The organism is Methylobacterium isbiliense (assembly GCF_022179325.1).
Classification (GTDB): domain Bacteria; phylum Pseudomonadota; class Alphaproteobacteria; order Rhizobiales; family Beijerinckiaceae; genus Methylobacterium; species Methylobacterium isbiliense.
This window is the reverse complement of record NZ_BPQQ01000031.1, coordinates 189122-214310: the sequence shown is the minus strand read 5'-3', so window position 1 is coordinate 214310 and position 25189 is coordinate 189122. Positions and strand designations below refer to the sequence as shown.

Genomic DNA, 25189 nt, shown 5'->3' with positions numbered 1-25189 from the left:
AACGCCGGGCCACTTCAGTGCGTGTGGTGTGATATCCCTTCTGCTACCGTGGCCCAGCCGTAATCGCTGCCGTACTTGGCCGTGGGTTGCCGTATTGCTGCCGCGTCCAGCCGCGATGCAACCGTTACCTGCCGTATGCAGCCGCGCGCTAACGATTCCTTGCCGTGATCCCTGGCATTTGCCGGCCCCACCACACCGGCCGACAAGGGACCGCCTGATAGGTCGGCGTACATGCCGATGCAGTCCCGCCTCGACCTCAGCCGCCTCAAGCGCGACCTCGCCGCCTCCGCCAAGGCGCGCGACGGCATGACGCTCGCCCCGGGCGGGCGGGCGGCCACAGGGCTGATGGCGATGGTGCGCGACAACCTCGACGCGCTGCTCGCCCTGAAGGCCTCCGGCAGCACCTGGAAGGAGATTGCCGCCGGCCTGACCGCACAGGGTTACGCCACCGCCGACGGGCGCCCGCTCACCGACACGCAGCTGACCGGCGTGATTTCTAGCGTGCGCCGGCAGGCCCGCCGCCGGGCCGCGCGGGCGGCTCTGCGCGACATGCGGCCCGATCTCGCCGCGGCTCCACTGCCACCGCGCCGGCCCGCGCCGGCTTCGCCCTCCGATGCCGGCGCACGGCGAGCCCGGCTCGCCCCCGAGCTCACGGCCGGTTCGCCTCCGGAATCCGGCGAGCCGCCCATGAGCGAGGCCGAAATCCGCGATCATCACGTCACCAAGCACAAGCACCTGTTCAGGAAGGACCCCGAGTGATGGCCCGCGTTCTTATCGTCGCTCAGGAAACCGGCGGCATCGGCAAGAGCACGATCACCCGCGGGCTGGCCGAGGCGGTCACCGACGTGCCGATACTCGAAGTCGAATCGACCCCGCGCCTTACGGAGTTCAAGACCGCGAAGGCCGACAACGAGCCGGGAAGCGTGCGCCACTTCTCGGTGCGCGCCAGCCGCGAGGCGATCGAGGCCTCGGGCGGCAAGGCAGCGCGCGCCGAGTTCGACCCGGTCGTCAACGCGCTCTACAGCGTGACCGGTCCGACGCTGGTCGATCTCGGGGCCAATTCCTCGGCGAGCCTGCTCGGCGTGCTCAAGGACGAGGCGGCGTCGCTGCGTGAGGCCGGGATCGAGCTCGGCCTCGTCGTGGTGGTCGCGGCCGAGGCAGGGTCGCTGGCGGATGCGGGCAAGCTGCTTCAGGCGGCCAAGGACTGGGCGGCGGCAAGCTTCGTGGTGGCGAACGCGCTGCGCGGCGCGATCGATCCCGTCATTCTGAAGCGGGTCGCAGGTGCGGCGACGCTGAGCCATTTGCGCGCGTTCGAGCTAGAGGACGCCACCCGCGAGGTGCTCACGGCGGGGCAGCTCCGCGGCATCCCGAAGCTCGACCGCGCCAGGCTCGCTAAGGAGACCTCGCCGGCCCAGGCCGGGCGGATGCTGCGCGACCTGACCGCCTTCCGCCTCGCGGTGATGGAAGCGGTCAAGCCCGCGGCTCTCTGGCTAGTCGAGGGCTGAGCCTCGTGGCCATTCCACCGAAGCGCCCCGCGGGCCCGCCCGCCTCGGCTCCATCTGCCTCGGGATCACCGACGGCGAAGACGGTGCGGGACAACCTCGCTGCCGCCACTAAGGCGGCCGAGGCCGAGGCGACGGAGGTGGCGCGGGTAAGCAAGCGTCGGCTTGACGGGCTTTTAAAGGCGCGACCCGATGCGCGCTTTGCCGCCCTCGCCGAGGCGGAATCCGTACTCACGCCGGAAGACCGCCTGGCGCTGTTGGACTCGCTGCGGAATGCGGAGGCCTCGCATCGGCCGATCCGAGCCGGGACGGCGAGCCGGCTCGCGATCTGGCGCTCTCGGCTGCCCTACCGCCTCGTGCCAATCGGTCTCGGCCTGGGCAGTGCCTTACTGCTTTTCGGCTTGGCACTAGTCGCTTGGTACCGCACGCCAGAGCGATGGGTCACCCTGCGGGGTGCGGAGCCGCAGCCGATCGGCTGGCGTATGCCGGACGGCATGCGCGTCGCGGGCCGGCTCGATCCTGGTTCCCGCGCACTGCTTTGGCGCCGTGATGGCGCGGACGGTGTGCTGCGAAGCTGGGTGGCGCAGTCCGGCTACGCGGAGGCGCGCGTGCCCTTGAGCCTCCTCGCCACAGCCCCCTGAGCTGAATGACCTCTCGCCTGCGCTCAAACCGCTGATCGACGGAATCCACCATCGATGTCCTTCGCATTGAAGATCGTCGTCCTGACGATCGCGATCCTGCTTCTTGGCTACCCCACTGCGGCGCTCGTCGTGCACGGGCTCGATCCAACCCTCTGGCCGAGTGAGGCCATGCGCCCGGGCATGTGGTTCGCGCTCTGGCGCACCGGGCAGCTCGATGCGATCGTGGAACTGTACTGGGCGATGCTCATCGGCCGCGCGCCGGCGTTCGCGAGCGGCTTCTGGACGCTGATGGCGGTGCTCGCACCGATTGCCTTGATGATCGGCTGGCGCTTCGCCGGATCGAAGGCCGCGCCCCGGCGCGACGCCTCCGACCTGTTCGGGGGGGCGCGCTTCGCGACCGCCGCCGAGCGCGCCGCGATGGGTCGAGGCCTCGAACTCGGCCTCGACCCGGAGACCGGGCGCGCGGTGCGCGTCGCCGTCCAGGGCACGCTCGCGACCATCGCGCCACCGCGCAAGGGCAAGACCTCCGGCGCGTTGATCCCGAACCTGGCCTATCCCGAGCCGAACGCCTGGTCCGGGCCCGCGGTCGTCTTCGATCCGAAGGGCGAACTTTACAGGGCTACGGCCGAGCGGCGCCGCGCCATCGGCAGGCGTGTCATTTGTCTCGATCCGCTGAACCTCGTGGGAGGCACGGACCGATGGAATCCCCTTGCTGACCGCGATCCGGAGGATGTGCTCTATCTTCAGCATACCGCTGCCGCCCTCCTTCCCGAACCGGGCGGCGACGGCGAGGCTGCCGCCTACTTCCGCAACCGGGCGATCGATCTCATCACCGGTGCACTCCTAGGGCCTGTTGTCGCCTGAACGGATTGCGAATTTTGGCGTTTTCTCGTTTCCCGGTGAGGAGGCGTGATGCTGTCAGATGCGCAGTGGGGTGAGTTGGAGCCGTTGATTGAGGCCTGCCGCCCGAAGGCGAAGACGCCGCCCAAGGAGCTTCGGCGCACGATCTCGGCGATCCTCTGGCGGCATCAGAATGGAGCCAAGTGGCGAGCCATCCCCGAGGAGTTGGGGCCCTGGTGGCAAGCGGCACAGATCTTCATCCGCTGGGCACGCGCCGGGGTGTGGGAACGGGTGCTTGAGCGCGTGCAGGAGCGCGGCGTCGCGCTGGGCATGGCCTTCCTCGACGGCAGCAACGTGCGGGCTCATCAGAAAGCGGCAGGTGCCGCAAAAAGGGGGGATCTGCGGCCGAGCGAGATGATCGTGAAGCGCTTGGCCGCTCTCGTGGCGGCTATGGCACCAAGGCCTGCGTGATCGCCGACGGACGAGGGCGCGCCATCGGCTTCCGCATCGCGCCTGGGCAGGCCCACGAGCTCCCCCACGCCATTCCGCTCCTCGACCGGTTGCCTGGCGTGCCCAAATGGGTGGTGGGCGACCGCGGCTATTCCAGCCACCGCTTCCGCGAGCACATCTGGGCCATCGGAGCACGCCCCGCGATCCCAACCAAATGCAACGAGGAGCAACTCGCCTGTCCGGATTGGGTCTACAACAACCGTAACATTGTCGAGCGGCTATGGGCGCGCCTCAAGGAGTGGCGCGCCCTTGCCACACGCTACGAAAAGACCGCCGTCAGCTTCGCCAGTGTCCTCTGCCTCGCTGCAACGCTCGATTGGCTCAAGTGACAACAGGCCCTAGTCACCCTGAAGCGCGGCACCCGCAGCGTCGCACAGGTCCAGGCGCTGATCGCCGACCCTGATACTTTGATCGCGCAACTCGAACATTTGCGACCGGCCCCCGCCGCGCTGAGCGCCCTGGAGATCCTCAAGGCCGATCCGAAGACCCGCGACCCGCTCGTCGCCACCTGCGCCCAGGCCTTCCAATGGCTCGCCGACGCGCGCCTACGCCATCTCGTCGGCGCCACCAGCTTCGACTTCGCCGACCTCGCCACCGGCCGGGTCGATCTGTTCGTGGCGGTGCCGCCCGAGTACAAAGATCTGCTGGCGCCGCTGCTGCGCTGGTTCCTCAGCGATCTGTTCACGAGCGTGCGCCGCAACCGGCCGGCCGAACGCATCTTGGTGATGATCGACGAGGCCGCAGCCCTCGGGCGGTTCTCCGAGATCCTGACTGCATCTGCCGAGCTTCCGGGCTACGGCGCCTCGCTCTGGACTCTGTGGCAGGACCGTTCGCAGATTGTCGGCCTCTACGGGCAGGCGGGGGCCGACACCATCCTCAACACCGCCGAGATCGTGACTGTGTTCGACGTGCCGGCGGTCGATCCCGACGCGAGCGAGCGCTGGTCGCGGGCGCTCGGCGACTACACCGCCCGGGTCGAGACGCTGACCCGGCCCGCCGAGGGGCAGGGTCAGCGCAGCATTGCCCTGACACCGCAGGCCGCGCGGTTGGTCCCGGCTCAGGCCCTGACCAGCATGCCGAGCCGAGAGCTTCTGGTGTTCGCCAACAGTGCCGCTTATCCGCGCCATCCGATCCGCTTGCACAAAACCGTGGCTCATTCCGACCCACGCTTCTTAAGTCTGATCAACTCTGTAGCCCCGGTCGGACAAAGCTGATGATGCACTTACATTGAACGACGTGCAAAACTTATTGAACTGAATTATATCGATTCACAATAAATATATTATTATAAAATTGCAAATTCGCGATAAATGCTACGTTTGTCATTAGAATTATAATGGCACAATTATTAGCAGTGTCGTCAACTACAGTAAAATGAAGGTCTGAGCCATGAAAATCTTCAAGAAAAATCTCCTGATGTTGAGCCGCGAAGAACTCAGTGCAAAACATCAGACTAAATCGGGTGTAATCATGCATGAAATTGGGCATGTGATTGCATACCGCCGCATAGGTATAAGCACAGCTTATATAGCGATACATGAAGATTATAACATAGGATCTATATTTGCCCCTTCTCCTTCTGATACTTCAGAAATTTCAATTGAAAATCAAATCCTAATCCATGCTTCGGGAGTATTCATGGAGAAGGCAATTTTTGGCGATTTTAATGTCGACACCGCATACGGCGATTTCATGAAGATTGCCGATATGGTTAGAGCATCAGGAAAAATATACCCAGCCCTCACAAACAGAATCGATTCCGGCGTTCCGTTTGCGGAGAGATTATTTGCGGATTACGGAACCAAATTTCCGACTAGGTCGGAAAGGTATTTTGCATACGCCCTACACCACGCAATCCTCAAGAAATTGGGCAGTGGTAATCTTATAGAAGGACATAGAGTAATTCGGTTCTGCGATATGCCGATGCTATACAGAATCACGCATCACTCTCAGTCTTCTGCCCTCAGAGAACAAACCAAAAGGTGGGATCGTTTAGATGAACTCACAACATCGTTAGAGGAAAACAGTAGTTATGCTGAACAGGAGATCCTGAGTAGACTTCGCTTCGGGCCCTAGAGGCTGTTACGGACTGCTGCGAAATCGGCAGCCCTGCGGAGCAGTAGGACGCTGAAGGCGACGAGGTGCAGCCCGGCCAGGGTAGCCGGCAGGCGTTCGTAGTCGCGGGCCAAGCGGCGGAAGCGGGCCATCCAGGCGAAGGCGCGCTCGACCACCCACCGGCGTGGCAACAGGACGAAGCCGCGCTTGGCTTCGGGCAGCTTCACCACTTCCAGGGCGATGCCGTGATCAGCCGCCGCCTTCGCCGCGCGCTCGCCGGTGTAGCCCTGATCGACATAGGCGAGATCCACGCTGTCGCCGGTGGCCTCCTGCACGGCATCAGCCAGCGCGGCCACGGCGGCGCGGTCATCGGCATCGGCGGGTGTGACATGCAGCGCCAGCACTTGGCCGAGCGTATCGACCGCCGCGTGCAGCTTCGAACCGCGGGTGCGCTTGTGTCCGTCCCAGGCGGCGCGAGCGCCACTCTCGGGCGTCGAGCGGAGCGTCCGGCTGTCGAGCACCACGGCCGAAGGTTCCTCGGTCCGGTCCGAAGCCAAGCGCAGCACGGCGCGCAGGTCGTGGACCAAACTCTCGAAGCAGCCCGCTTTCAGCCAGCGTTGCGCCTGGTCATACACGGCGTGCCAGGGCGGCAGATCGTGGGGCATCGCGCGCCAAGCCACGCCGTAGCGCACGACGTAGCGCAGCCCGTTGAACACCTCCCGCAGACTGTGCTCGCGCTGAGCGGCCGTTTCGGGAAGCAAGGTCAGGTAGGGGGCGACCAGCGCCCATTCTTCATCGCTGACATCGGAGGGGTAGGCACGGCGGGACTGCATCGCCGCCAATTTGGTGCCCTCGTAGGTCCGTAACACCCTCTAGAATTCTGACTACACCTCATAGTTAGCTCCAATTCGACTTTGAAGGGCAAACCTCAGCCGGCCACATTCGGCCATTCATTACATGCTGACCAAGCCGAACTGACGTCCGCAATATTGAGCCAACGACGAGTTGCACGTTGTCGCACATCAATGTATGACAACGCAGCTGTAACGCCGTTTAGTGCTGCTGAGTCAACGACTTACGCGGGCTGCCGCTTAGGTGAGAATCCTGGCGCCCCAGCCACTTTTCCACCCAGCCCATTCAGGACATTCGCCTTCTCGCACGGTCGCCCTGCGGTGTGGCGAGACCTGCGCGCGGCTGCGCAGAGCACCACTCATGGTCGCTCTCCGTGCCGGCTGAGCCCAAGATGTCATGCATCGAGCGCTTCGCGCACAGGTCTCATCATTGGGTCAGCTGGCCGACGCTCAGGATCGCGCCCATCACCGAGATGATCAGCCCTCCGATCAATCCGCCGATCGCGACCGTCACCAAGGGGGTGAGCAGGGCGAGCAGGCGGTCGATCCGCTGGCGCGTCTCGGTCTCGTGCATCTCGGCGGCGTGCAGGAGGACGCTGCCGAGGCGGTTCACCTGCTCGCCGCTGGCGATGAGGTTCAGGGTCGAGGCCGCGTAGGGCTTGAGCGAGGCGAGCCCGGAGGCGAGGCTGCCGCCCTCGACGAGCCGTCGCCCGGCCTCGTCGAGGGCGCGGCGGAAGAGCTGGTTGCCCGCCAGCGGACGCGTCGCCGCCACCGCGTCCGGCACCGGCACCTCGGCGGCGAGCAGGGTGCCGAGCACCCGGCACAGGCGGGCGCATTCCAGACCGACGACGATCTCGCGCATCAGCGGCAGGCGCAGGGCGAGGCGCGCCCTCGCCGCCGCGAAGGCCGGCAGGCGCCACGCCCGGGCGAGCCCGAGGACCAGGAGGGCAAGGGCGCCGGCGAGGACCGGCCAGAGGGCCGAGACCGTGTTGCCGAACCACGCGGCGGCGCGGATCGCGAAGGGCGGCGCCTGTCCGGTACCCTCGAACAGGGGAGCCAGCGCCGGCACCAGCACGCCGACGATCATCGCCACCGTGCCGAGGGCCATCAGCACCAGGAGGGCCGGGTAGATCATCGCCGAGATGAGGTGGCGGCGCACGGCGTCGCGGCGCTCGATCGAGCGGGTGAGCGAGCCGATCACGTCGACGAGGGTGCCGGTGGCCTCACCGGCGCGCACGATGTCGACCATGTCGCGCGGGAAGGCCTGCGGGTGGGCGGCCATCGCCCGCGACAGGGAGGCGCCGGCGACCACCCGTTCGAGCAGGTCGGCAAGGACGGGCCTGAGCGCCGGGCCGGCCTGGCGCGCGACGAGGCGCAGCGCCCGGTCGACAGTGAGCCCGGCGCCGACGAGCGTGCCGAACTCGCGCAGGAAGGCGACGCGGGCGGCGTCGTTGACCCGGTCGCGGCCGAAGAGGTCGCGGCGCCAGAACGGCGCCGGCCCGGCCGCCTCCGGCTCGATCGCGTAGACCTGGAGCCCGTCGGCCCGCAGCAGCGCCACGGCGCGCTGGCGCGTCTCGGCCTCGATCCGCCCGGTGCGGGAGCGCCCGTCCTCGGCATAGGCCCGGTAGGCGAAGCGCGGCATCTACAGCGTCCCCTCCAGCACCCGGCCGACCTCGTCGAGAGTGGTGTCGCCGGACAGCACCCGCGCCCGGGCGCTGTCGCCGAGGCCGGTCATGCCGGCGGCACGGGCCTGGGCCGTCAGCGTCTGCTCGTCGGCGCGGCCCGCGATCAGCCCGCGCAAGGAGCCGTCCAGGGTCATGATCTCGGAGACCACCATGCGGCCGCGATAGCCGGTGCCGTTGCAGGCCAGGCAGCCGCGGGCCCGTTTGAGGCTCAGCGGGACTTCCGGGGCGATGCCGAGGCGCAGCCGCTCCTGCGGCGTCGCCGGGGCCGGCTCGGCGCAGGCCCCGCACAGCCGGCGCACCAGCCGCTGCGCAACCACGCCATTGAGCGTCGCGGCGATCAGGTAGGGCTCGATCCCCATGTCCATCAGCCGGGTCACGGTGGCGGGGGCCGAGTTGGTGTGGAGCGTCGAGACGACGAGATGGCCGGTCAGCGCCGCCTGCACGGCGATGTGGGCGGTCTCCCCGTCGCGGATCTCGCCGACCATCACCACGTCCGGGTCCTGGCGCAGGATCGAGCGCAGGGCCGCCGCGAAGTCGAGGCCGATGCCCGGATGGGCCTGGACCTGGTTCACCCCGGCCATCCGGTACTCCACCGGGTCCTCGACGGTCACGACCTTCAGGTGCGGGCCGTTGATCCGGCGCAGCGCCGCGTAGAGCGTCGTGGTCTTGCCCGAGCCGGTCGGGCCGGTGACGAGGACGAGGCCGTTCGGCCGGCCCGTCATCGCGGCGATCGCGCCGATCGCCGCCGCATCGAAGCCGAGCGCCGCAAAGTCCTCGACCCGGCGCGAGCCGTCGAGGACGCGCAGCACCACGCTCTCGCCGTGGGCGGTCGGCAGGGTCGAGACGCGGATGTCGACCTCCTGGCCGCGGTCGGGGGCCTGCATGCGTCCGTCCTGGGGCAGGCGCCGCTCGGCGATGTTGAGGCCGGCCTGGATCTTGATGCGGGTGGTGAGCGCGAGCTGCATCGAGCGCGGCAGGCGCTCGGCCTCGACGAGCACGCCGTCGACGCGGTAGCGCACCCGCATGTCGGCTTCCTCGGCTTCGAGGTGGATGTCGGAGGCCGAGAGCTCGAACGCCTTGCGCACCAGTCGGGCGGAGAGCCGCACGATCGGAGCTTGGCTCGCCACGTCGGCGAGGCGCGCGAGGTCGTCGTCGCCGGCCGCCTCGCCGTCCGCGGGAAGGTCGCCGTAGACGGCGCGGTGGGCGCGCTCGAAGCTGCCCGGCCCGATGAGGCGCAAGCTCACCGGCCGGTCGACGAGGTGTGCGAGGGCGTCCGCGACCTCGGCCTCGAACGGATCGACCACCGCGACGACCAGGCGGTCCGCCTCCGCGGCGAGCGGCAGCACGCGGGCACGGGCGCAGTAATCGGGGCCGAGGAGATCGGGCAGCACCGGCTCGCCCGGCAGGTCCTCCTGGCGCAGGATCGGCAGGCCGGTCGCCTCCGACAGGGCGGTGACGAGCGTCGCCTCGTGGACGAGGCCGAGTTCGGTCAGGAGCAGGGGCAGCGACCGACGGCCCGGACCGTCGAGGGCGGCGAGCGCCCGCTCGTGGCCGGCGGCATCCAGCACGTCGCTCTCGGCGAGGCGATCGACGATCGCGCGCAGGTCGTCGCCGCGGCGGCGCGGCGCGTCCCGGCGATCGGCCTGCGCGCGCCGCGGCCGGGTCTTGCTCCCCCAGATGCTCAGCATCGCCCCACCCCGGAGGAATCCCCGGCATCCCGGCCGGCACCCGACATTCTCGCGTCGCATCCTTAAGCGGACGGAAACACCGCGGCGCTAGACCGGTCGGAGACGCCCGGACGACACCCGGGCGCCGGAGCCGACCCCTTGCGCGCGCCATCCGTCCGGTCCGCGGACCGCCCGTCCCCCGTCCAGACCGCGTTCCGGCAGGGGCTCGATGCCGTCTCGCACGCCCTCGGCTTTACGGAGGCCCGCATCGACCGCGACCCGGCGCAGCTGACGCTGCGGCTCGGGGCGCCGGGCGAGCCCGGCCTCACGCTGATCGACCGGCGCGACGGGCAGGACCGGACCTACCGCCTCGACGGCGCGGCCGACGACCTCGCCGACCGGCTCGCGGCGATCCGGGGCGGCCGTCCAACGCTGCGGGCGAAGGTGATCGTCGATCCCGCTGCCTGCTTCATCCGCACCCTGGAGCTGCCGAGCGCGGCGCTGCCGCGGATGCGGGCGGTGCTGGCGCAGGAACTGGAAGCCGCCACCCCGTTCAGCGCCGATCAGGTGTTCAGCGACTGGTACGTCGAGGGCGAGGACACCGAGACCCGCATGCTGCGGGTGCGTCAGGTCGTGCTGAAGCGCGCCCGTCTGGCCCCGCTGCTGTCGGCGCTCGCGGAGGCGGGGCTCACCGTGGGCATCGTGACGGTCGGGGCGGGCGAGGACCGGAGCATGCCGGTCGACCTGCTGTCGGGCGGGCACCACACCCTGCCGGGGCTGCGGCGCGGATCCGGCAACGCTCTGCTCGCGGCCGCCGCCGCCCTGTTCCTGCTCGGGGCCTTCGTCGGCCTGCGTCAGCATCAGGCGGCGACGCTCGCCGCCCTCGACGAGGCCTTCGCGGGCGCCCGGCTGGCTGCCGCCGCGGGCCGGCCGCCGGCGGTCCAGGCCGGCACGGCCGCGATCCTGGCGGAGCGCGGACCACCCCTGACCCGGACCTGGGACGCGCTGGCGGCGGCGCTGCCGGCTGCGGTCTCGGCGCAGGTCCTGCGCGTGACCGCCGCCGGGCTGGAACTCACGCTGCTCGCGCCGGACGCCGGCACGGCCGTCTCGGCCCTGGCCCGGCTGCCGGGCTTCGGCGCGCCCGTCCTGCGCGAGGCGGCCCCGGCGGAGGGCGGACAGCGCGTCGTCGTGGCGCTGCCGCGCCTGCGCGACGGGGCGCGGCCATGATGGCGGGGTTTCCCGCCGGCGGAAAACCGCTGCTGCTGGGTCTGGCCGGGCTCGGGGTCGCGCTCGTCCTCGCGGTCGGGCCGGTGCGCGACGCCGTCGAGGCGGCGGAGGCGATCGGCGTCGCCCGTGACCGCCTGGCCCGGGCGCGCGCCGCCGCCGCGGCGCCGGCGCCGGTCCCGCTCAGCGCCGCGGACGAGGGCGCTCTGGTCGCCGCCTTCCAGGCCCGGCTCGACGCCCTCGCGGCCGAGCACGTCGCCGTGGTCGACGGGGCAGGCCTGCGGGCCGACCCGGACCGCCCGACCCTGCCGCGCCTGTCCGCCTCCCTGCGCGGCAGCGCGGAAGGGCTGCACGGCCTGATGCAGGCGCTCGAGACGCAAGGCCCGCTCGTCGTCCCGGAGGAGGCGGAACTCAGCATCGAGCGCCCGGCCGATCCCGAGATCGGACGCGCCACCGTCCTGCGCCTGAACCTGACCGTTCGAGGCGTCCTCCTTCAAGCGCCTGGCCCACGGAGCGCCGCGCCGTGACCGAGATCCGGCATCGTCTGCGCGCAGTTCTGGCGGGGACCGGACGCGGGCCGCGCGCGGCCTGCGGCCTCGCGGCCGCCGCGATGGTCGCCGCCTTCGCTTGGCCGATCGATACCGGCCCGACGCCGGCGCCACGACCGGCCGCGCAACCCGCGCCGGCTCCGGACGGGACCGCGCTGGACCGGCCGCTCTTCGATCCCGGCCGGCGGCCCTGGACCGCAAGGGGTCCGCGCGAGATCCTGGCGGGCGACCCGCCGCGGCCGGTGCTGACCGTGCGCGGCATCCTGCTCGACGGCGCTTCCGCCCGCGCGCTCATCGACGACGGCGGCGGCACGCCGGTCTGGCTCGCCCGCGGCGAGGGCCGGGGCGACTGGCGCGTCGCGGCGGTCGAGCACGACCGGGTCGACCTGGTCCAGGGCGGACGCCGCTACGTGGCGGTCTTTCTCGGCCCGCCCGCGACCCTGCTGCCCGTGGGCGCCCGCCCTGCGCCGGAGGCGGTGCCGGCCCTGCGCCGGTAAGGACCAGCCCTCAATCCAGCATCCGGCGCAGGATGCCCTGGGGTCCCTCGTGGGCACTCGGCATCGGGGCGGGCGGCAGCACCGGGCGGACCGGCATCATCGCCTTGAACTGCTGGCGGAAGTCCTCGGCGATGCGGTCGGCCTCGGCGGTGCCTCGGATCACCCGCGGGCGGATGAACACCAGGAGTTCGGTCCGCACCCGGTGATCGACCCGGTTGCGGAAGGCGGAACCGATCACCGGCAGGTCGCTCAGCACCGGCAGGTTCTCGTTGCGGATCTGCCCCTTCTCCTGCACCAGTCCGCCGATGGCGAGGCTATGCCCGTCGCTGACCGCGACGCTCGTCGCCACCCGGCGCTGGCGGATCGTCGGCGAGTCGATCTGCGAGGTCGTGGTCGGCACCACGTCGCTGACCTCCTGGTTGATGTCGAGCACGACGAGGCCGTTCTTGTTCACCCGCGGCGTGACCGAGAGGATCACGCCGGTGTCCTTCATCTCGATCTGGTTGAGGATCGGTGCGCCGGCGGTCAGCGCGCTCTGGCCCGATTGCTTGATGATCGGCACCTGATCGCCGATCTGGAGTTTGGCGGTCCGGTTGTCGAGGACCGTGATGTTGGGCGACGAGATCACGTTGATCCGGGTCACGCTCTGGAGCGCGTTGAGCACGACGTTGAAGTCGGCGGCGCCGAGCAGGTAGTTGAAGCCGGGCACCCCGCGGGCCGCCGCGGCGATCAGGCCGCCGGTGCCGCCGACGCCGACGCCCCTGGCCGCGTTGACGGTGTCCACGCTGCCGAGGTTGAGGCGGCTGCCGCGCTCCTTGAGGAACCACTGCACGCCGAAGGCAAGTTCGTCGTTGAGCGTCACCTCGGCGATGACGGTTTCGAGCAAGACCTGCGTCGGCATCGCGTCGAGGCGGCCGAGGATGCGCAGGATCTTGTCGTACTGGTTGCGCGTCGCCGAGATCACGAGGCTGTTGTTGGCGTCGTCGGCGACGATGCCGATCGCGTCCCGCCGCATCCCGCCGGCGGCCGGGTAGGCCGGATCGAACCCTCCGCCGTACCCGCCGCCGCCGGAGCCGCCGTACCCGCCGGCGAGCAGGCCGCCCGCGCTGGCGAGCGCCGGCGACGCGAGCCCGCCTCCGGCGCCGCCCGCTCCGCCATAGCCCGCACCGGCAGACCCTGGGTCGCCGGCGCCGGCCGCGGCCCAGCCCGAGCCCGCGGAGGCGGCGCCGCCCGCGGTTCCGCCGGCCCAGTGTCCGCCGCCCGAGGCTCCGCCTGCCGACGATCCGGCCCCGCCGGGTCCGCTGCCCCCGAGCAGGCCCGTCCCGAACCCGCCGGTCGCCGCATAGCCGCCCGACACCGCCGAGGCCCCGCCGCCATAGGCGCCGAAGCCGCCGCCCATTCCGGCCAGGCCGGAGGCGCCCCCCATCTCGGCCATCACGACGCCCTGCAGCACGGCGGCGAGGTCCTTGGCCGAGCGGTTCTGGATCCGGTAGACGAAGAGCTGGCGCTCGCGGTCGGCGGCGAGGGATTCGAGCTGTTCGAGCAGCGCGCGGGCGCGGTCGAGATAGACGGCGCGCGAGCTGACCACCAGGACCGCGTTCAGCGCTTCGTTGGGGATGAAGCGGATCACGTCTCCGGTGCCGGCGGTCTCGCCGCCGAAGATCTGCGTCAGGTCGCGGGCGAGCACCGCCGGGTTGGAGCTGCGCACCGGCAGCATCGCGGTCGACATGCCGCGCATCCAGTCGACGTCGAACACCGCGATGGTCTGGCGCAGCGTCCGGATCTGCGCGGCATCGCCGGAGAGGATCAGCAGGTTGCGCGCCCGATCGGCCCGCAGCACCACCTCGCGGGGCGCCACGGAGGACAGGATCGACTGCATCTCCGCGGCCGAGATCCATCGCAGCGGCACCGCGACCGCGCCCGCTTCGGCGCCGGGTGCCCGGACCGGACGGATCTCCTGGGTACCGCCCACCGGTCCGATCTGGACCATCCGCCCGGTGCGGCGCAGGGACAGGCCGCGGCTCGCGAGCGCGGCCTCGAACATCTGCAGAAGCGCCTTGCGGGCGATCGGGCCGCCGGTCTGAAGGGTGATCGTGCCGGAGGCCCGCTCGTCCAGGGTGTAGCCCCATCCGAGCGTGTCGGCGAGGACGGCCTTGGCGGCGACCGGCAGCGGCGCCTCGACGAGGTCGAGGCGCACCGGACCGCCCGGGATCGGCGCGCGGACGGGCTCCTCGCCGCCGATCAGGCGGTCGGTCCCGCGCAGAACCAGTCCCCGCGGCCCCCGGGTCCCGATCTCGCCGATCGGTTCGGCGCCGCGGGCGAACAGCGGCCAGCCACAGATAAGCGCCAAGGCGAGGACGGGCGCACCTCTAGCCACCACCTCGCCGTCCCCTGTGACCGTCCACGCTGGCCGAACGGTATCGGCGGTATGGTTAACGAGAGGTTGAAGCGCGTCAGACACCTGGGGAAGATTTCCGCGATCCCAAGGGAAGAGCGTGAAAGACGCTACGTGAGATGAGGCACGCAGGCGACCGATCTACGGTCGGGCGGACGCGGGAGATCGCGCCCGCTGGACATCTCGATCGTTCGGCGCCGGATCAAGGATCCGATGAGGAATCCAGAACCGGCTTTCATTGGATAAGGACCGCCGGTCTCAGTTGCTGGCGACGTCGGCATGATCGCCCTGGCCGCCGGCCCGCCCGTCGGCGCCGAGGCTGTAGACCTCGAACGGGGCTCCTCCCGCGCCCGGAGACCGATAGAGATAGGCGTGCCCCCAGGGATCGGTCAGGCCCCGCGCATCCCGCACGTAGGGGCCGCGCCACGCCGGCCCGGTCGGCTGCACCAGCGCCTGAAGGCCCTGCTGCATCGACGGATAGGCGCCGAGATCGAGGTAGTACAACTCGACCGCCTGCGCGATGTTCTTGACCTGGATGCGAGCCGTCTCGCCCTTGGCGCGGCCGAGATAGCCGAGCACTTGCGGCGTCACCATCGTGGCAATCATGCCGATGATCGCCAGGACCACAAGCAGTTCGACCAGCGAGAACCCGGCTTCCTTCCCCTGCGGCTTCCTAGAGGCCCTGGTGTTGATGGACATCGTGCGGCCCTCGGACGAGCGTGAGATCCCCGGCACGATGGCGTCTCTTCGTAAAGAAGCCCTGACTGCATTCGCGGCAGGCGACCCTGACGCAGAGGGATTGGGAAATCGTTATGGATTCTTCCCCAGAGTGAGGCGCTGACGCGACGAGGTTCTCCCACCAGCAGGAACGGCGCATGCACCGGTCGACCACACACCCACCACGTGCCGGCTTCGGCCGCCGCGCCCTGGCGGCCGGGGCCGTGGCGCTCGGTCTCCTCCCGGCCCTCGGCGGCGTCGCAGCGGCCGACCCGCTGGTGGTTCCGCTGCCGGCGCCGTTCCCGCCGATCCGCATTCTGACCGTGCTCACCGGGCTGCACCTCCTCGGCCTCTGCTTCGGCCTCGGCGGCGCCACGATGCTCTACTTCTGGATCCTGCGCTGGCTGCGCTGGGGTGCCCTGCCGGTCGAGATCCGCCGCACCTTCCTGTTCGTCAGCAAGGTGGTGTCGGTCGGCCTCGGGCTGCTGTGGCTCTCGGGCCTCGGCTTCCTGGCGGTCTACGCCGTCGATTCGCCGGAGAAGTTCGATAATCCGAAGCTCTGGGCCAAGGTGGTGGTCGTGCTGGTGCTGACCGTCAACGGCCTCGTGGTGCACGGCGTCATGTTGTCGAGCGTGCTGCGCGACGTCGACCGGCCGTTGCTGGTGGAAGTCTCGCGCCTGCGGTCCGCGATCGTGCTGATCTCCGGCGCCGTCTCCGGGGTGTCGTGGTACACCGCCTTCGCCCTCGGTCTGATGCGCGAGTTGAACGGCCGCGTCGCCGCGGCATGGCTGCTCGGCCCCTGGCTCGCCGGAATCCTGGCGGCCGCCCTCGTGGCCTTCCTGTATTGGTGGTCCCGGCTGCGCGAGGCGAGGCTCGTCCCGGCCGCCGGGGCCGCGCGGGCACCCCTGCCGCCCACCGAGATCCAGACCCCGGTGTCTCTCGCGCGGATTCCGCCCGACCAGATCCTCGCCCTGGCGCCGATGCAGACGTCCGGGGCCGGCCCGGTCGGGCGCGCGTGATGTCCGCCGCCTTCCTCGTCACCACGGTGCTTCCGGTCCTGCTCCCGCTCCCGCTCACGCTGCCGGCGAGCCTGATCGACCTGCGCCGCCGCATCATCCCGGATGGGCTCAACCTCGCGCTCCTCGTCCTGGGTCTGGCCGTCGCCGCCGGGGCGGGCGGCGCCCCGGCGGCGGGGTCGAGGCTCGCCGAGGCCGGTCTCGCCTTCGGGCTGGTCTGGGCGCTGCGCGCCCTGCACGCCCGTCTGAGCGGCCGGATCGGCCTGGGGCTCGGCGACGTCAAGTTCATGGGCGCCGCCACTGCCTGGACCGGCCTCGCGGGCCTGCCGGTCCTCATCCTGGGAGCCAGCCTCTCGGCTCTCGCACTCGTCGGTCTCGGCGCCCTCGCGGGGCGCCGGATCGAGCGGGCCACCGCCCTGCCGTTCGGTCCCTTCCTGGCGCTCGGCCTGCATGCGGCCCTCCTCCTCGGAGCGCCCGGCTGATGGCGGCGGGACCGGGACAGGATGGATTCAGCTTCGTCGAGATGCTGGTGACGCTGGCGATCCTCGCCATGGCGGCCACGGTCGCGTTCCAGTCCCTTGGGCCCGGGGCGCTCGACCGGCGGGCCGTCCTGGTCTCGGAGACGGTCGCCGCCGAGATCGGCCGCCTGCGCGCCGAGGCGATCCGGACGGGCCGGGCCGGACGCCTCGCCTACGAGCCGCAGGCGGCCCGCTTCACCAGCTCCCGCCCGGGCGCGGCCCCGATCCAGGTGCGCGGCGTCGCGGTCGCGGTCGAGGCCGGCCCGGTCGGCCGGCCGGTGGACGGCGAAGTCCGGCTCCTGCCCGACGGCAGCTCCACCGGAGGCCGGATCATCCTGGCGGCGGGCGGGTCGCGCCGGATCCTCGCGGTCAGCGCCTTGACCGGTCAGGTGCGGCGCGAGGATGGGACGTGACGGAGCGGCGTCCCGCCTCCCCTCGGGGCGAGGCCGGCTTCACCACCGTCGAGGTTCTGGTGGCGTTCGGCATCGCCGCCGCCGCCACGCTCACGGCGTTCGAGATCGCCGGCACCGCGGCGGTCGCAGTCCGGCGCCTCGACGCAGCCCGGGTCGCCGCCGACGAGGCGGAGGGTGTCGTCCTGCGCCGCCTCGCCGACGGTCCCCTCGCGCCCGGCCTCGTGCACGGCACCTTCTCGGACGGCAGCCCGTGGGCGCTCAGCATCGTCGACCTGCGGCCGCGCCTCGGCCTCGGTCGCGCGCCGCCGCTCTGGCAGGTCCGGGTGACCCGGTCCGACCCCACGGCCGTGCCGCTCTACGCGACGCTGATCGCCGGGAGGATCGAGTGATGCGGCCGTCACCCGATCAGGTCCGGGAACCGCAACACGTGCGTGCGCGGCGCTCGAGCGAAGCCGGGCCCCGCATCGGGACCGCGCCCGCGCGCCCTCGTCCGACGCGAGGCATCGCAAGCCGTCGCAGCCGCCGGCCGCGATCTGGCGCCGCGGCGCGGCAGGCCGGCTTCACCCTGGTCGAGACCCTGGTCTGCCTCGCCCTGGCGGGACTGATCGGTGTCCTGCTGCTCAATGCCGTTCGGGTCGCCGGCGGCGCCTCCGCGGCGGCCGGGCGCGCCGTCGGCGCCGAGGATCTGCAATCGGTCCGCGACCACCTGCGGCGCACCCTCGGCAGTCTGGCCCAGCGGCGTCCCGACGGCAGCCGGCCGACCCTGCGGGGCGGCCCCGACGGCCTCGTCGCGGTGGTCGCCCCCGACCAGACCCTGGAACGGCCGACGGAACTTGTCGTCGCGCTGGCGCGGGTTCCCGGCCGGGACGGCGCCGACGACCTGCTGGAGCGGCGCACCGAGGCGCAGGCGCTGCCCGGACAGCCGGCGGTCGCACGCAGCGAGGTCGTCCTTCGGCGGATCGCCGGCCTCGGGATCCGCTACTTCGGCGCGCCGTCGGAGGGCGCACGGCCGCTCTGGCACACGGCGTGGTCGCGGCCGGACCGGCCGCCGGTCCTGATCGAGATCCAGATCGCCTTTCCCCCCGCGGACCGCCGCCGATGGCCCCCTCTCCTGATCGCCCTCGACGGCAGCCCGTGACCGGTCCCGGCGCCCCGGACCGTCCGGCCGCCGGCGACTGTAACGGCGAGGCCGGTTTCGTGCTGCTGTCGGTGCTGGCGATCTTCGTCGTCGTCGGTTCGGTTCTGGCGGCGGCGATCCTCCAGGTGCGCTCCGCCTCCAGCCTCGTCCAGGCCCGGGCCGATGCCGTCCGGCTCCAGGGCGCGGCGGACGGGATCGCGCGCCTGCTCGCCTACGATCTCGGCCTCCGGCGGACCGCCCGCCGGACCGGCTTCACCCTGCCGGAGGACGGCACCGTCACCGCCTGCCTGTTGGCGCCGGGCCGTACGGCGCGCATGTCCCTTCAGGACCAGGGCACCCTGATCGACCTCAACACCACGCCGCGGCCGGCGATGGAGGAGGCGTTCCGCCTGCTCGGCGTCGCGGACAGAGACGTGCTCGCCCTCGGTGCCGAGATCGTCGACTACCGCGATCCGGACGACGCGCCGGAGCCGAACGGCGGGGCGGAAGACCCGCAATACCGGGCCCGCGGCCTGCCCTGGGGGCCGCGCAACGGGCCGTTCGCCAGCGTCGACGAGATCGACCGGCTGCCCTCGATGACCCCGGCGATCGCCGCCCGCCTGCGTCCGGTGCTCACCATCCACAACGAGGGCGGCCGCTTCGACCTCGCCGCCCTGGTGCGGCGGGTCAACCCCGCGGCGATCCGCTCGCTGCCGGGCGCGGCCGGGCCGGAGCCGTCGCCGCGGCAGGTTTTCCGGATCTCGGTCGTCGTCGAGGAGAACCGCACTCGGAGCGGACGCACGGGGATCGTCAATCTGGGCGGTGCCGGCTTCATCGTCTGGCAGCAGACCGTCGCGGCGGACATCCTTGAGGGCGCCCCGCATCCCGCCTGCGCCGCGATCGCGGCGGCGCTCTCGGCCGGTCCGGCGCGGCCGTGAGCCGCCGGACCGGGCCGATGGCGTCCTACTGCGACAGGAAGGTCTGGTTGCCCCCGCCATGGCAGGTCCACCCGATCGTTCGGGCGCCGGCCTGGGTGGAAGCGGCTGCGATGTCGAGGCAGAGGTTCGCGTTGACCGACACCAGGGCGTTGCCGCCCGACTGCGCCTTCGCCGTCCAGGCCTGATTGGTGCCGCCGTGGCAGGCCCATTGGTAGACCGTCGTCCTGGGCCCGGCCGGACCCTGCGCGAGGCTGATGTCGAGGCACTTGCCGGAGGCCTTGTTGACGTAGGCGGTGCCGCCGTTGCTCGGCGTGCTCTGCCAGGTCTGCTCCGCGGAGCCGTTGCAGGCCCGCTGCGTGACGGCACCGCCGTCGCTCCGGTCTCCCGCCGCGATCGACAGGCAGAGTCCGGAATGCAGCGCCTTCAGCAGCGGAGGACCGGCGACGCTCGGATCCTGCGGCGGGGCGGCGCAGAACGAGGCGTCCTGCTTGAAGCCGTCGCTGCCATCCAGCTTGTCGATGTAGAAGCTGAAGTTCCGGTGGCGCACGTAATAGCCGGGCCAGTCGACCGATTCGTAGGACGAGCAGGTGCCGGTCGTGCAGCCGCAGGTGCCGGCGAGGGCGGCGCGCTGGAGGAAGCTCGCGCCGCGCTTGAAGACGTCGCCGCCGTCGCTGGTCTGCTGCAGGATCTGGTAGTTCTGGTTGCGCAAGTATTGGTTCGCGCTGGTGGCGGAGGCGAACGAGACGCCCTGGCCGGCGAGACCGGGCACCATGCGGAAGGTCGCCTGCTGCCTGTCGGTCGCATTGGCCGGGGTGACGAGGCGCGCGGTGCCGTTGACGGCGGTGAGGTAGCTGCCGGTGTAGTTGCTCGCCTGCAAGCTCACGGGCGTGCCGGCGGCCGCGCCCGTGCCCGTGCCCGGCCCCGTGCCGCCGCCCGGCCCGGTGCCGGTGCCGCCTCCGGTCGAACCGCCGGGGCCGCCGTTCTGACCGGTGCCCGCGTCGCCGGCGACGAGGGCCGCCACCTGGCTCGGGGCCGCGAAGCCGCCCCCGAGGGCGATGATGACGCCGGGCGAGGGCACGCCCTTCTGGTCGATGGCGACGAGCTGATAGTAGCCGGGCGGCGCGAGGTTGCCCGAGGCCGGCGCCTGGACCGTCACGGCGGAGCCGTTCTGCGTGAATCCGGCCACGTAGCGGCGCTGGGTCGAGTTGAAGCTGTGGGTGGTCGCGCTGAGCCCGACCAGCACCACCTGCGCGAGACCGTTCCGGGAGGTCAGCTCGAACTGCAGCGACTCGCCGTGCGCGAGCTGCGCCGTGCTCAGGCTGACGATCCGCGGTCGCGGGGCCAGCGCCGCCTTCCCGTTGAGGGTCGTGAACAGGTAGGGCGGGTAGAAGACCTCGGCGTTCTGGTTCAGCACCGGGCCGGGCGCGCCGCCGCCGGCGATCAGCAGGGCGCCGTTCTGCATCAGGATCGCGCCCGAATGATAGCCGCGATAGACCGAGCCCGAGGCGCCGACCGACCAGCGGCCGGTCGCCGGAACCCAGGTCTCGGCGTGCAGCACGGTGTCGCCGTCGGCCGCGTCGTTATACTTGCTGCCGCCGGTGACGACGACCTGACCCGTCGGCAGCACCGTCGCGTTGGCCCAAGCGCGGCCGACGCTCATCGGCGCCGTCTCGGTCAGCACGGCGGCTCCGCTGGTGATGTCGACGACGGTGGCCTGGCTGCTCGACAGGAACCCGTTGCCGTTGTCGTAGCTGTTGCCGCCGACCTGCAGGATCTTGCCGGTGTCGTACATCACCGCGGTCGAGACGGGGCCGACATTCGGCGCGTCGACGGCGGAAAGGGCCTCGCGCTGCGGCTCCTTGAAGTTCGAGACCCTCACCGAGCCTTTGCCGGCCGGATCGAGGAACCACATCTTGTCCGACGCGATGCCGAACACCTTGCCGTTCGGGGCGATCCAGGCGCGCGGATACCAGAACCGGCTGTTGTCGGGCCCGAACGCGTCGCGGCTCCTGGCGCCGAGCAGGCTCCTCCACCGGGTGCCGTCGTACACCTCCGGGGTCATCCCGGTCATGTAGCCCCTGTCGATGCTGCCCTGGGGATCGAAGAAGCCGCCGAGATACGGGTAGGAGCCGCCCAGGATGAGCTGCTGACCGTTCGGCAGCGTCACCATGGTCGAGTAGTAGCGATCGTTGGCGAGCATCGCGGCGGTGGCGGTGACCCCGGTGGCGGTCGGGTTGAGGACGACGCTGCCCTTGTTCTTGCCGTTGTCGAAGATGCCGCCCGAGATCAGCATCGACCCGTCGGGCCGGAACGCCTGGGCGGCGCAGAAGCTGTTGACGCCGGTCACGCCCCTGAGAGTGGTGTGGCCCTGCGTCAGGCTCCTGCTCGGATCCCAGATGTCGAAGGTGCGCCCGTCCTGCGTGCCCGGGTCACCGTTCGCCGTGCCGAACGACACGATCTTGCCGCTCGGCAGGAGGCCGAGGGTGATGGCGTTCATCGGCCAAGCCTGCAGGCCCGACCACAGGCCGGCGGTCGGCGCCGTATCGGGGATCGTCAGGCCGGACAGCAGCGGGTCGGGGATCTGAGTCACGACGATCCCGAACTGCGCGGCTTCGGCCGGATGCAGGAGGCCCGTCGCCAGCATGGTGGCGGACAGGAGCGCGAGATCGAGCCGGCGCGACGGGCGCCGCGGCTCGGTGGAGTGCACATCGGTCATGATCGGAACCCCGGTCGGTGTCTTCGTGAGGAGTGGAGACGTGCGCGAGCCCGCCTCTGCGGAACGGCGTGAGTTGTTTCTGCAGTGACTCTCGATTTTGCATGATCTTCGCCGCCGAACCGGTCGTCGGTTCGGCGAACGATGCTTAGCCCGGCGGTGCGTCCAGGCCCTGCGCGAAGGTGTCGAGGACGGCGATGTCTTCCGCGAGCCGCGGTTGGTCGAGCCGCTCGCCACCATACGCCATGGCGATTCCCCCCTGCCGATCGAACAGGAGGATCTGCGGCGGGGGTTCCGGCCGATGGCCCCACGGGTAGCGCAGCATCGCGGCGATGGCGGCGCTCCGGGCCGGGTCGGTGGCGACGAAGTGCAACGGCGTATCCGCTCCGACCACGCCTTCGCCGAAGGTGCGCAGCGACCCGTTCTCGACGGGCGCGTCGGACAGGGACACGGCGAGGAACGCCACGCGACGCCGCAGCCTGTCCGGCAGCGCTCTGGCGACCTTGTCGAGGTCCATGGTTCTGACGACGCAGACGATGGAGCAGTCGGGCGCCACGAACGACACGACCGCGATCCGCCCGCGCAGCGCCGCAGGAGTCAGCACGGCACCATGATGGTCGGCCGCTTGCCGAGCGCCGGCCGGCCAGAGCAGCGCCTCCAGATCATTCGATCGTAGCGCGGGCGCTATCGTTCGGTTCTGCGCGCTGGCATATCCGCTCGGACCGGCCATCGACGCAGCCACAATCAGAGATGACAGCAACGACCAGCGCCAAATCATGAGCATGACTTCCGTTCCGATGCGACCGCATCCTTGTGCCCGTTTAGCAAGGCATGTGTTTACATACGGTAAGCGACAACGGATAACGACCTTTTACGAGCACATAGGCAAAGCTTTTAGTACGTAAGCAAAATTCCGTGACGCCATGACGCAAGGTCGGTGCATTCCTCAAGCATGGATGGTCTGGCGGATGCTGCCGGTGTGCCGGCCGACGGCGAGCGTGGCTGCGCTCGTGGCCCACAGCAGGGAATGTCCGGCCGGCCGCCCCGGGCCGGACGGTGCGTCACCGGGGCGATCATGCCCTCGACCCGCGTGCACCGAACGGTGGCACAGGCCGCCGTATCGATTGCGAGCGGGCCAGACGAGAGCGGCTGCGGGGCGGCTCGACTGCGCGAGAACAACCCAGGGTCACAGCTTAACGGAGAGCAGGTGCAAGACGGCGTGTCTCTTCACCTTTCGGCAATGCTTGAGCGCCATCTTTGCACTGGGAGCGCCAAGGATTAGGCAATGACGAAACGACTGGGCACGTCGACGTTCGCCCGTGGATTCGGGCTGCGTGGCCAGATCGCGGCGCTCGGCATCGGCGGAGTCCTGCTGCTCGGGCTGATCTACACGCAGGGCGCACGCACTCAAGCGGCGCTACAGCAGGTTGCCGACGACGGGGCGCGGCTGCATGCGGCCGTCAGTGCCCTCGACCGGCACCTGATCGACGCACACCGCATCGAGACGGAGTTCCTGCTGCGGCGGCGCGAGCAACTGATCGCCGAGCGTGAGGCGCTGATCGGCCAGATGGGCGAGCGATTGGCCGAGGTGGAGAAGGACGTCGCAAGCCTCCCGGCCGAGGATGCGCTGCGGCAGGCCGAAACCCTGCGGGCGGGGCTGAACCTCTACGCCACCCGGTTCCAGAACGTCGCGGCGGCACAACGCACGCTCGGCTTCGACGAGAAGCAGGGTCTGCAGGGCCGCCTGCGCGAGGCCGTGCACCGGGTGGAGAAGCGCCTTTCCGATTTCGACCAGCCGCGTCTCTCCGTGCTGATGCTGATGATGCGCCGCCACGAGAAGGACTTCATGCTGCGCGGCGATGAGCGCTACGGGACGGAGTTGCGTGCCCGTGTCGAGGCCTTCCGCCCCGCGCTTGCCGCGAGCCCGCTTCCGGACGGCGTCAAGGCCGAAGTGGCGGAGCTGATGACGGCCTACGAGCGCAGCTTCCTCGCCTACATGGCGGGGGCGGATGCGTTGAAGGAGGAAGCCGACGACCTCGGGAGCATCTTCGCGCGCTTGCAACAGGGAATTCAGGCGACGCGAGAGGTTGCGGCGGCCCGCCACGCCGAGAGCCAAGCCGCCATGGCCGCCTCGCGGCTGCGCACGACGCAGGCGATGTGGTGGGCGATCGGCCTGACGATGATCTGCGCCGGCCTGCTGTCCGTCTGGGTGGGGCAGCGCCTGTCGGCGCCCCTCGCCATCATGGCTCGCGCCATGGAGCGGCTCGCCTCGGGCGATCTCGACGTCGCCGTGCCGGTGCTGAAGCGGCGCGACGAACTCGGCGCCATGGCTCTCGCCTTCGGGGTCTTCCACGCCAAGATGCTGGAGAACCGCGATCTCACCGCCGAGCAGCTCGCGGCGCGTCTGCGGACGGAAGCCGAGCGGCGTGCGGCCATGCTGGCGCTCGCCGACCGTCTCGAAGCCGAGGTCGGCCAAGCCGCCGCAGACCTGTCGAGCGCCGCCGCGCGGATGCGGGCGGATGCCGCGACCGCCTCGGCGGCGGCCGGCCACACCCGTGCGCGCGTGGCAGCGGTCGCCGGCGCAGCCGAGGAGACCTCCGCCAACGTCCAGATGGTGTCGGCGGCGACCGAGGAGCTGACCGCCTCCATCAGCGATATCGCGGCCCAGGTCACGCTGTCGACCGGGACGATGCAGCGCGCCGCCCGAGACGTCGAGCGCACCAGCCGCACCATGGACGACCTCGCGAACGCGGTGCAGCACGTCGGCGATGTGGTCGGGTTGATCGCCACCGTCGCCGATCAGACGAACCTGCTCGCGCTCAACGCCACGATCGAGGCGGCGCGGGCAGGCGAGGCCGGCCGCGGCTTCGCGGTGGTCGCCACGGAGGTCAAGGCCTTGGCCGGTCAGACCGCGCGGGCGACGAGCGACATCCGCGCCCACCTGACGCGGATCCACGCCGTTACGTCCGAGGCGTTGCAGGCGGTCGCGGAGGTGCGCGGCACCGTCCAGGAGATGGAGGCGGTGACGGCCAGCATCGCGGCGACCATGGGCCAGCAGCGTGCCGCGACGCAGGAGATCGCCGGCAACGTGGTCCAGGCGGCGGGCGGCACGCAGACCGTCTCGGCGACGATCGCGGGTGTCGACGGGGATGCCGAGCAGGCGGCCGGCGCGGCGGCGGGGCTGGCGCAGGCGGTGAGCGGGATCGCCGCGCGCTCCGAAGCGCTGTCGAGCACAGTCGGCCACTTCCTGGCCCAGGTCCGGGCGGCCTGAGCGGCCGCCCGGATGGCCCGGATCGTGAGCACGACCCGGGGGCAGTGATCGCCGCGCTGGCGCGCCTCATC

General features: G+C 70.7%; 24 protein-coding genes. 17 read left to right on the top strand and 7 right to left on the bottom strand.

All coding sequences use genetic code 11. The annotated features are described in order from the left end of the window. Window positions 1–231: 231 nt before the first annotated feature. From MFF61_RS13920 to MFF61_RS13890, 7 genes are all read left to right on the top strand, one after another. On the top strand, window positions 232–759 hold the full coding sequence (locus MFF61_RS13920; protein ID WP_048444043.1) for a hypothetical protein: 528 nt from the start codon (window positions 232–234) through the stop codon (window positions 757–759). Then, window positions 759–1505 (top strand): P-loop NTPase family protein, encoded by a 747-nt coding sequence (locus MFF61_RS13915; RefSeq protein WP_048444042.1) that lies wholly within the window; start codon window positions 759–761, stop codon window positions 1503–1505. The genes MFF61_RS13920 and MFF61_RS13915 overlap by 1 nt, the downstream gene beginning before the upstream one ends. Window positions 1506–1588: 83 nt before the next feature. Next, complete coding sequence (locus MFF61_RS13910; protein WP_048444041.1) at window positions 1589–2143, top strand: hypothetical protein; 555 nt, start codon at window positions 1589–1591, stop codon at window positions 2141–2143. A 54-nt stretch (window positions 2144–2197) separates the two neighbouring features. Then, window positions 2198–3007 (top strand): type IV secretory system conjugative DNA transfer family protein, encoded by an 810-nt coding sequence (locus MFF61_RS13905; RefSeq protein ID WP_238235702.1) that lies wholly within the window; start codon window positions 2198–2200, stop codon window positions 3005–3007. Window positions 3008–3055: 48 nt separating this feature from the next. Then, window positions 3056–3822, top strand: a protein-coding gene (locus MFF61_RS13900) for an IS5 family transposase (RefSeq protein WP_085985393.1) whose coding sequence is annotated in 2 segments (ribosomal slippage) — window positions 3056–3368 and window positions 3368–3822 — 768 coding nt in all. Because the reading frame shifts where the segments join, the coding sequence is not laid out codon by codon here. A 78-nt stretch (window positions 3823–3900) separates the two neighbouring features. Then, on the top strand, window positions 3901–4707 hold the full coding sequence (locus tag MFF61_RS13895) for a type IV secretory system conjugative DNA transfer family protein (protein WP_238235701.1): 807 nt from the start codon (window positions 3901–3903) through the stop codon (window positions 4705–4707). A 175-nt stretch (window positions 4708–4882) separates the two neighbouring features. Continuing rightward, window positions 4883–5569, top strand: coding sequence for a hypothetical protein (locus MFF61_RS13890; RefSeq protein WP_135417729.1), 687 nt, complete (start codon window positions 4883–4885; stop codon window positions 5567–5569). Here MFF61_RS13890 and MFF61_RS13885 read toward each other — a convergent pair. From MFF61_RS13885 to MFF61_RS13875, 3 genes are all read right to left on the bottom strand, one after another. Continuing rightward, window positions 5566–6381 carry an IS5 family transposase gene (locus tag MFF61_RS13885; protein ID WP_048444039.1) on the bottom strand — a complete coding sequence of 272 codons (816 nt, stop codon included), beginning with the start codon at window positions 6379–6381 and terminating at the stop codon, window positions 5566–5568. The genes MFF61_RS13890 and MFF61_RS13885 overlap by 4 nt on opposite strands. 445 nt (window positions 6382–6826) lie before the next feature. Next, entirely contained in the window at window positions 6827–8041 is a 1215-nt protein-coding gene (locus MFF61_RS13880; RefSeq protein ID WP_238235700.1) for a type II secretion system F family protein, read from the bottom strand. After that, window positions 8042–9772: a GspE/PulE family protein gene (locus MFF61_RS13875; protein WP_238235699.1), complete on the bottom strand. Its 1731-nt coding sequence runs from the start codon at window positions 9770–9772 to the stop codon at window positions 8042–8044. It lies immediately after the preceding gene. Between the two features lie 138 nt (window positions 9773–9910). Here MFF61_RS13875 and MFF61_RS13870 point away from each other — a divergent pair, with 138 nt between their 5' ends. Genes MFF61_RS13870 through MFF61_RS13860 form a run of 3 tightly spaced genes read left to right on the top strand, consistent with a single transcriptional unit; the run spans window position 9911 to window position 12020 of the window. Beyond that, the gene (locus tag MFF61_RS13870; protein ID WP_238235698.1) at window positions 9911–10978 is read left to right on the top strand and encodes a hypothetical protein; all 1068 of its coding nucleotides are present in this window, start codon (window positions 9911–9913) and stop codon (window positions 10976–10978) included. Next, on the top strand, window positions 10978–11502 hold the full coding sequence (locus tag MFF61_RS13865) for a GspMb/PilO family protein (protein WP_238235697.1): 525 nt from the start codon (window positions 10978–10980) through the stop codon (window positions 11500–11502). Before MFF61_RS13870 ends, MFF61_RS13865 begins: the two co-directional genes overlap by 1 nt. Next, window positions 11499–12020 carry a hypothetical protein gene (locus MFF61_RS13860; protein WP_238235696.1) on the top strand — a complete coding sequence of 174 codons (522 nt, stop codon included), beginning with the start codon at window positions 11499–11501 and terminating at the stop codon, window positions 12018–12020. Before MFF61_RS13865 ends, MFF61_RS13860 begins: the two co-directional genes overlap by 4 nt. A gap of 10 nt (window positions 12021–12030) precedes the next feature. Here MFF61_RS13860 and gspD read toward each other — a convergent pair whose 3' ends face one another. Both gspD and gspG read right to left on the bottom strand, forming a co-directional pair. Beyond that, a complete protein-coding gene (gene gspD, locus MFF61_RS13855) occupies window positions 12031–14370 on the bottom strand; it encodes a type II secretion system secretin GspD (RefSeq protein WP_238235695.1) in 2340 nt (779 codons plus the stop codon). A gap of 303 nt (window positions 14371–14673) precedes the next feature. Then, a complete protein-coding gene (gspG, locus tag MFF61_RS13850) occupies window positions 14674–15114 on the bottom strand; it encodes a type II secretion system major pseudopilin GspG (protein WP_238235694.1) in 441 nt (146 codons plus the stop codon). A 176-nt stretch (window positions 15115–15290) separates the two neighbouring features. Here gspG and MFF61_RS13845 point away from each other — a divergent pair, with 176 nt between their 5' ends. From MFF61_RS13845 to MFF61_RS13820, 6 genes are read left to right on the top strand one after another with little or no spacing between them, the layout of a single operon-like run. Continuing rightward, window positions 15291–16151 carry a hypothetical protein gene (locus MFF61_RS13845; protein ID WP_238235693.1) on the top strand — a complete coding sequence of 287 codons (861 nt, stop codon included), beginning with the start codon at window positions 15291–15293 and terminating at the stop codon, window positions 16149–16151. Further along, window positions 16151–16630: a prepilin peptidase gene (locus MFF61_RS13840; RefSeq protein WP_238235692.1), complete on the top strand. Its 480-nt coding sequence runs from the start codon at window positions 16151–16153 to the stop codon at window positions 16628–16630. The genes MFF61_RS13845 and MFF61_RS13840 overlap by 1 nt, the downstream gene beginning before the upstream one ends. Beyond that, on the top strand, window positions 16630–17079 hold the full coding sequence (locus tag MFF61_RS13835) for a prepilin-type N-terminal cleavage/methylation domain-containing protein (protein WP_238235691.1): 450 nt from the start codon (window positions 16630–16632) through the stop codon (window positions 17077–17079). The genes MFF61_RS13840 and MFF61_RS13835 overlap by 1 nt, the downstream gene beginning before the upstream one ends. Beyond that, complete coding sequence (locus MFF61_RS13830; RefSeq protein WP_238235690.1) at window positions 17076–17468, top strand: type IV pilus modification PilV family protein; 393 nt, start codon at window positions 17076–17078, stop codon at window positions 17466–17468. The genes MFF61_RS13835 and MFF61_RS13830 overlap by 4 nt, the downstream gene beginning before the upstream one ends. Before the next feature lie 38 nt (window positions 17469–17506). Then, a complete protein-coding gene (locus MFF61_RS13825; RefSeq protein WP_238235689.1) occupies window positions 17507–18217 on the top strand; it encodes a prepilin-type N-terminal cleavage/methylation domain-containing protein in 711 nt (236 codons plus the stop codon). After that, window positions 18214–19134, top strand: a complete 921-nt coding sequence (locus tag MFF61_RS13820; protein WP_238235688.1) for a type II secretion system minor pseudopilin — start codon at window positions 18214–18216, stop codon at window positions 19132–19134. The genes MFF61_RS13825 and MFF61_RS13820 overlap by 4 nt, the downstream gene beginning before the upstream one ends. 25 nt (window positions 19135–19159) lie before the next feature. Here the strand turns inward: MFF61_RS13820 and MFF61_RS13815 are convergent, their stop codons facing one another. Together MFF61_RS13815 and MFF61_RS13810 are read right to left on the bottom strand one after the other, a co-directional pair. Beyond that, the gene (locus tag MFF61_RS13815) at window positions 19160–21850 is read right to left on the bottom strand and encodes an AbfB domain-containing protein (RefSeq protein ID WP_238235687.1); all 2691 of its coding nucleotides are present in this window, start codon (window positions 21848–21850) and stop codon (window positions 19160–19162) included. A 145-nt stretch (window positions 21851–21995) separates the two neighbouring features. Continuing rightward, on the bottom strand, window positions 21996–22631 hold the full coding sequence (locus MFF61_RS13810) for an SCO family protein (protein ID WP_238235686.1): 636 nt from the start codon (window positions 22629–22631) through the stop codon (window positions 21996–21998). Between the two features lie 501 nt (window positions 22632–23132). Between MFF61_RS13810 and MFF61_RS13805 the strand changes: the two genes are divergently transcribed. Then, entirely contained in the window at window positions 23133–25118 is a 1986-nt protein-coding gene (locus tag MFF61_RS13805; protein WP_238235685.1) for a methyl-accepting chemotaxis protein, read from the top strand. The last annotated feature ends 71 nt before the right edge of the window (window positions 25119–25189 follow it).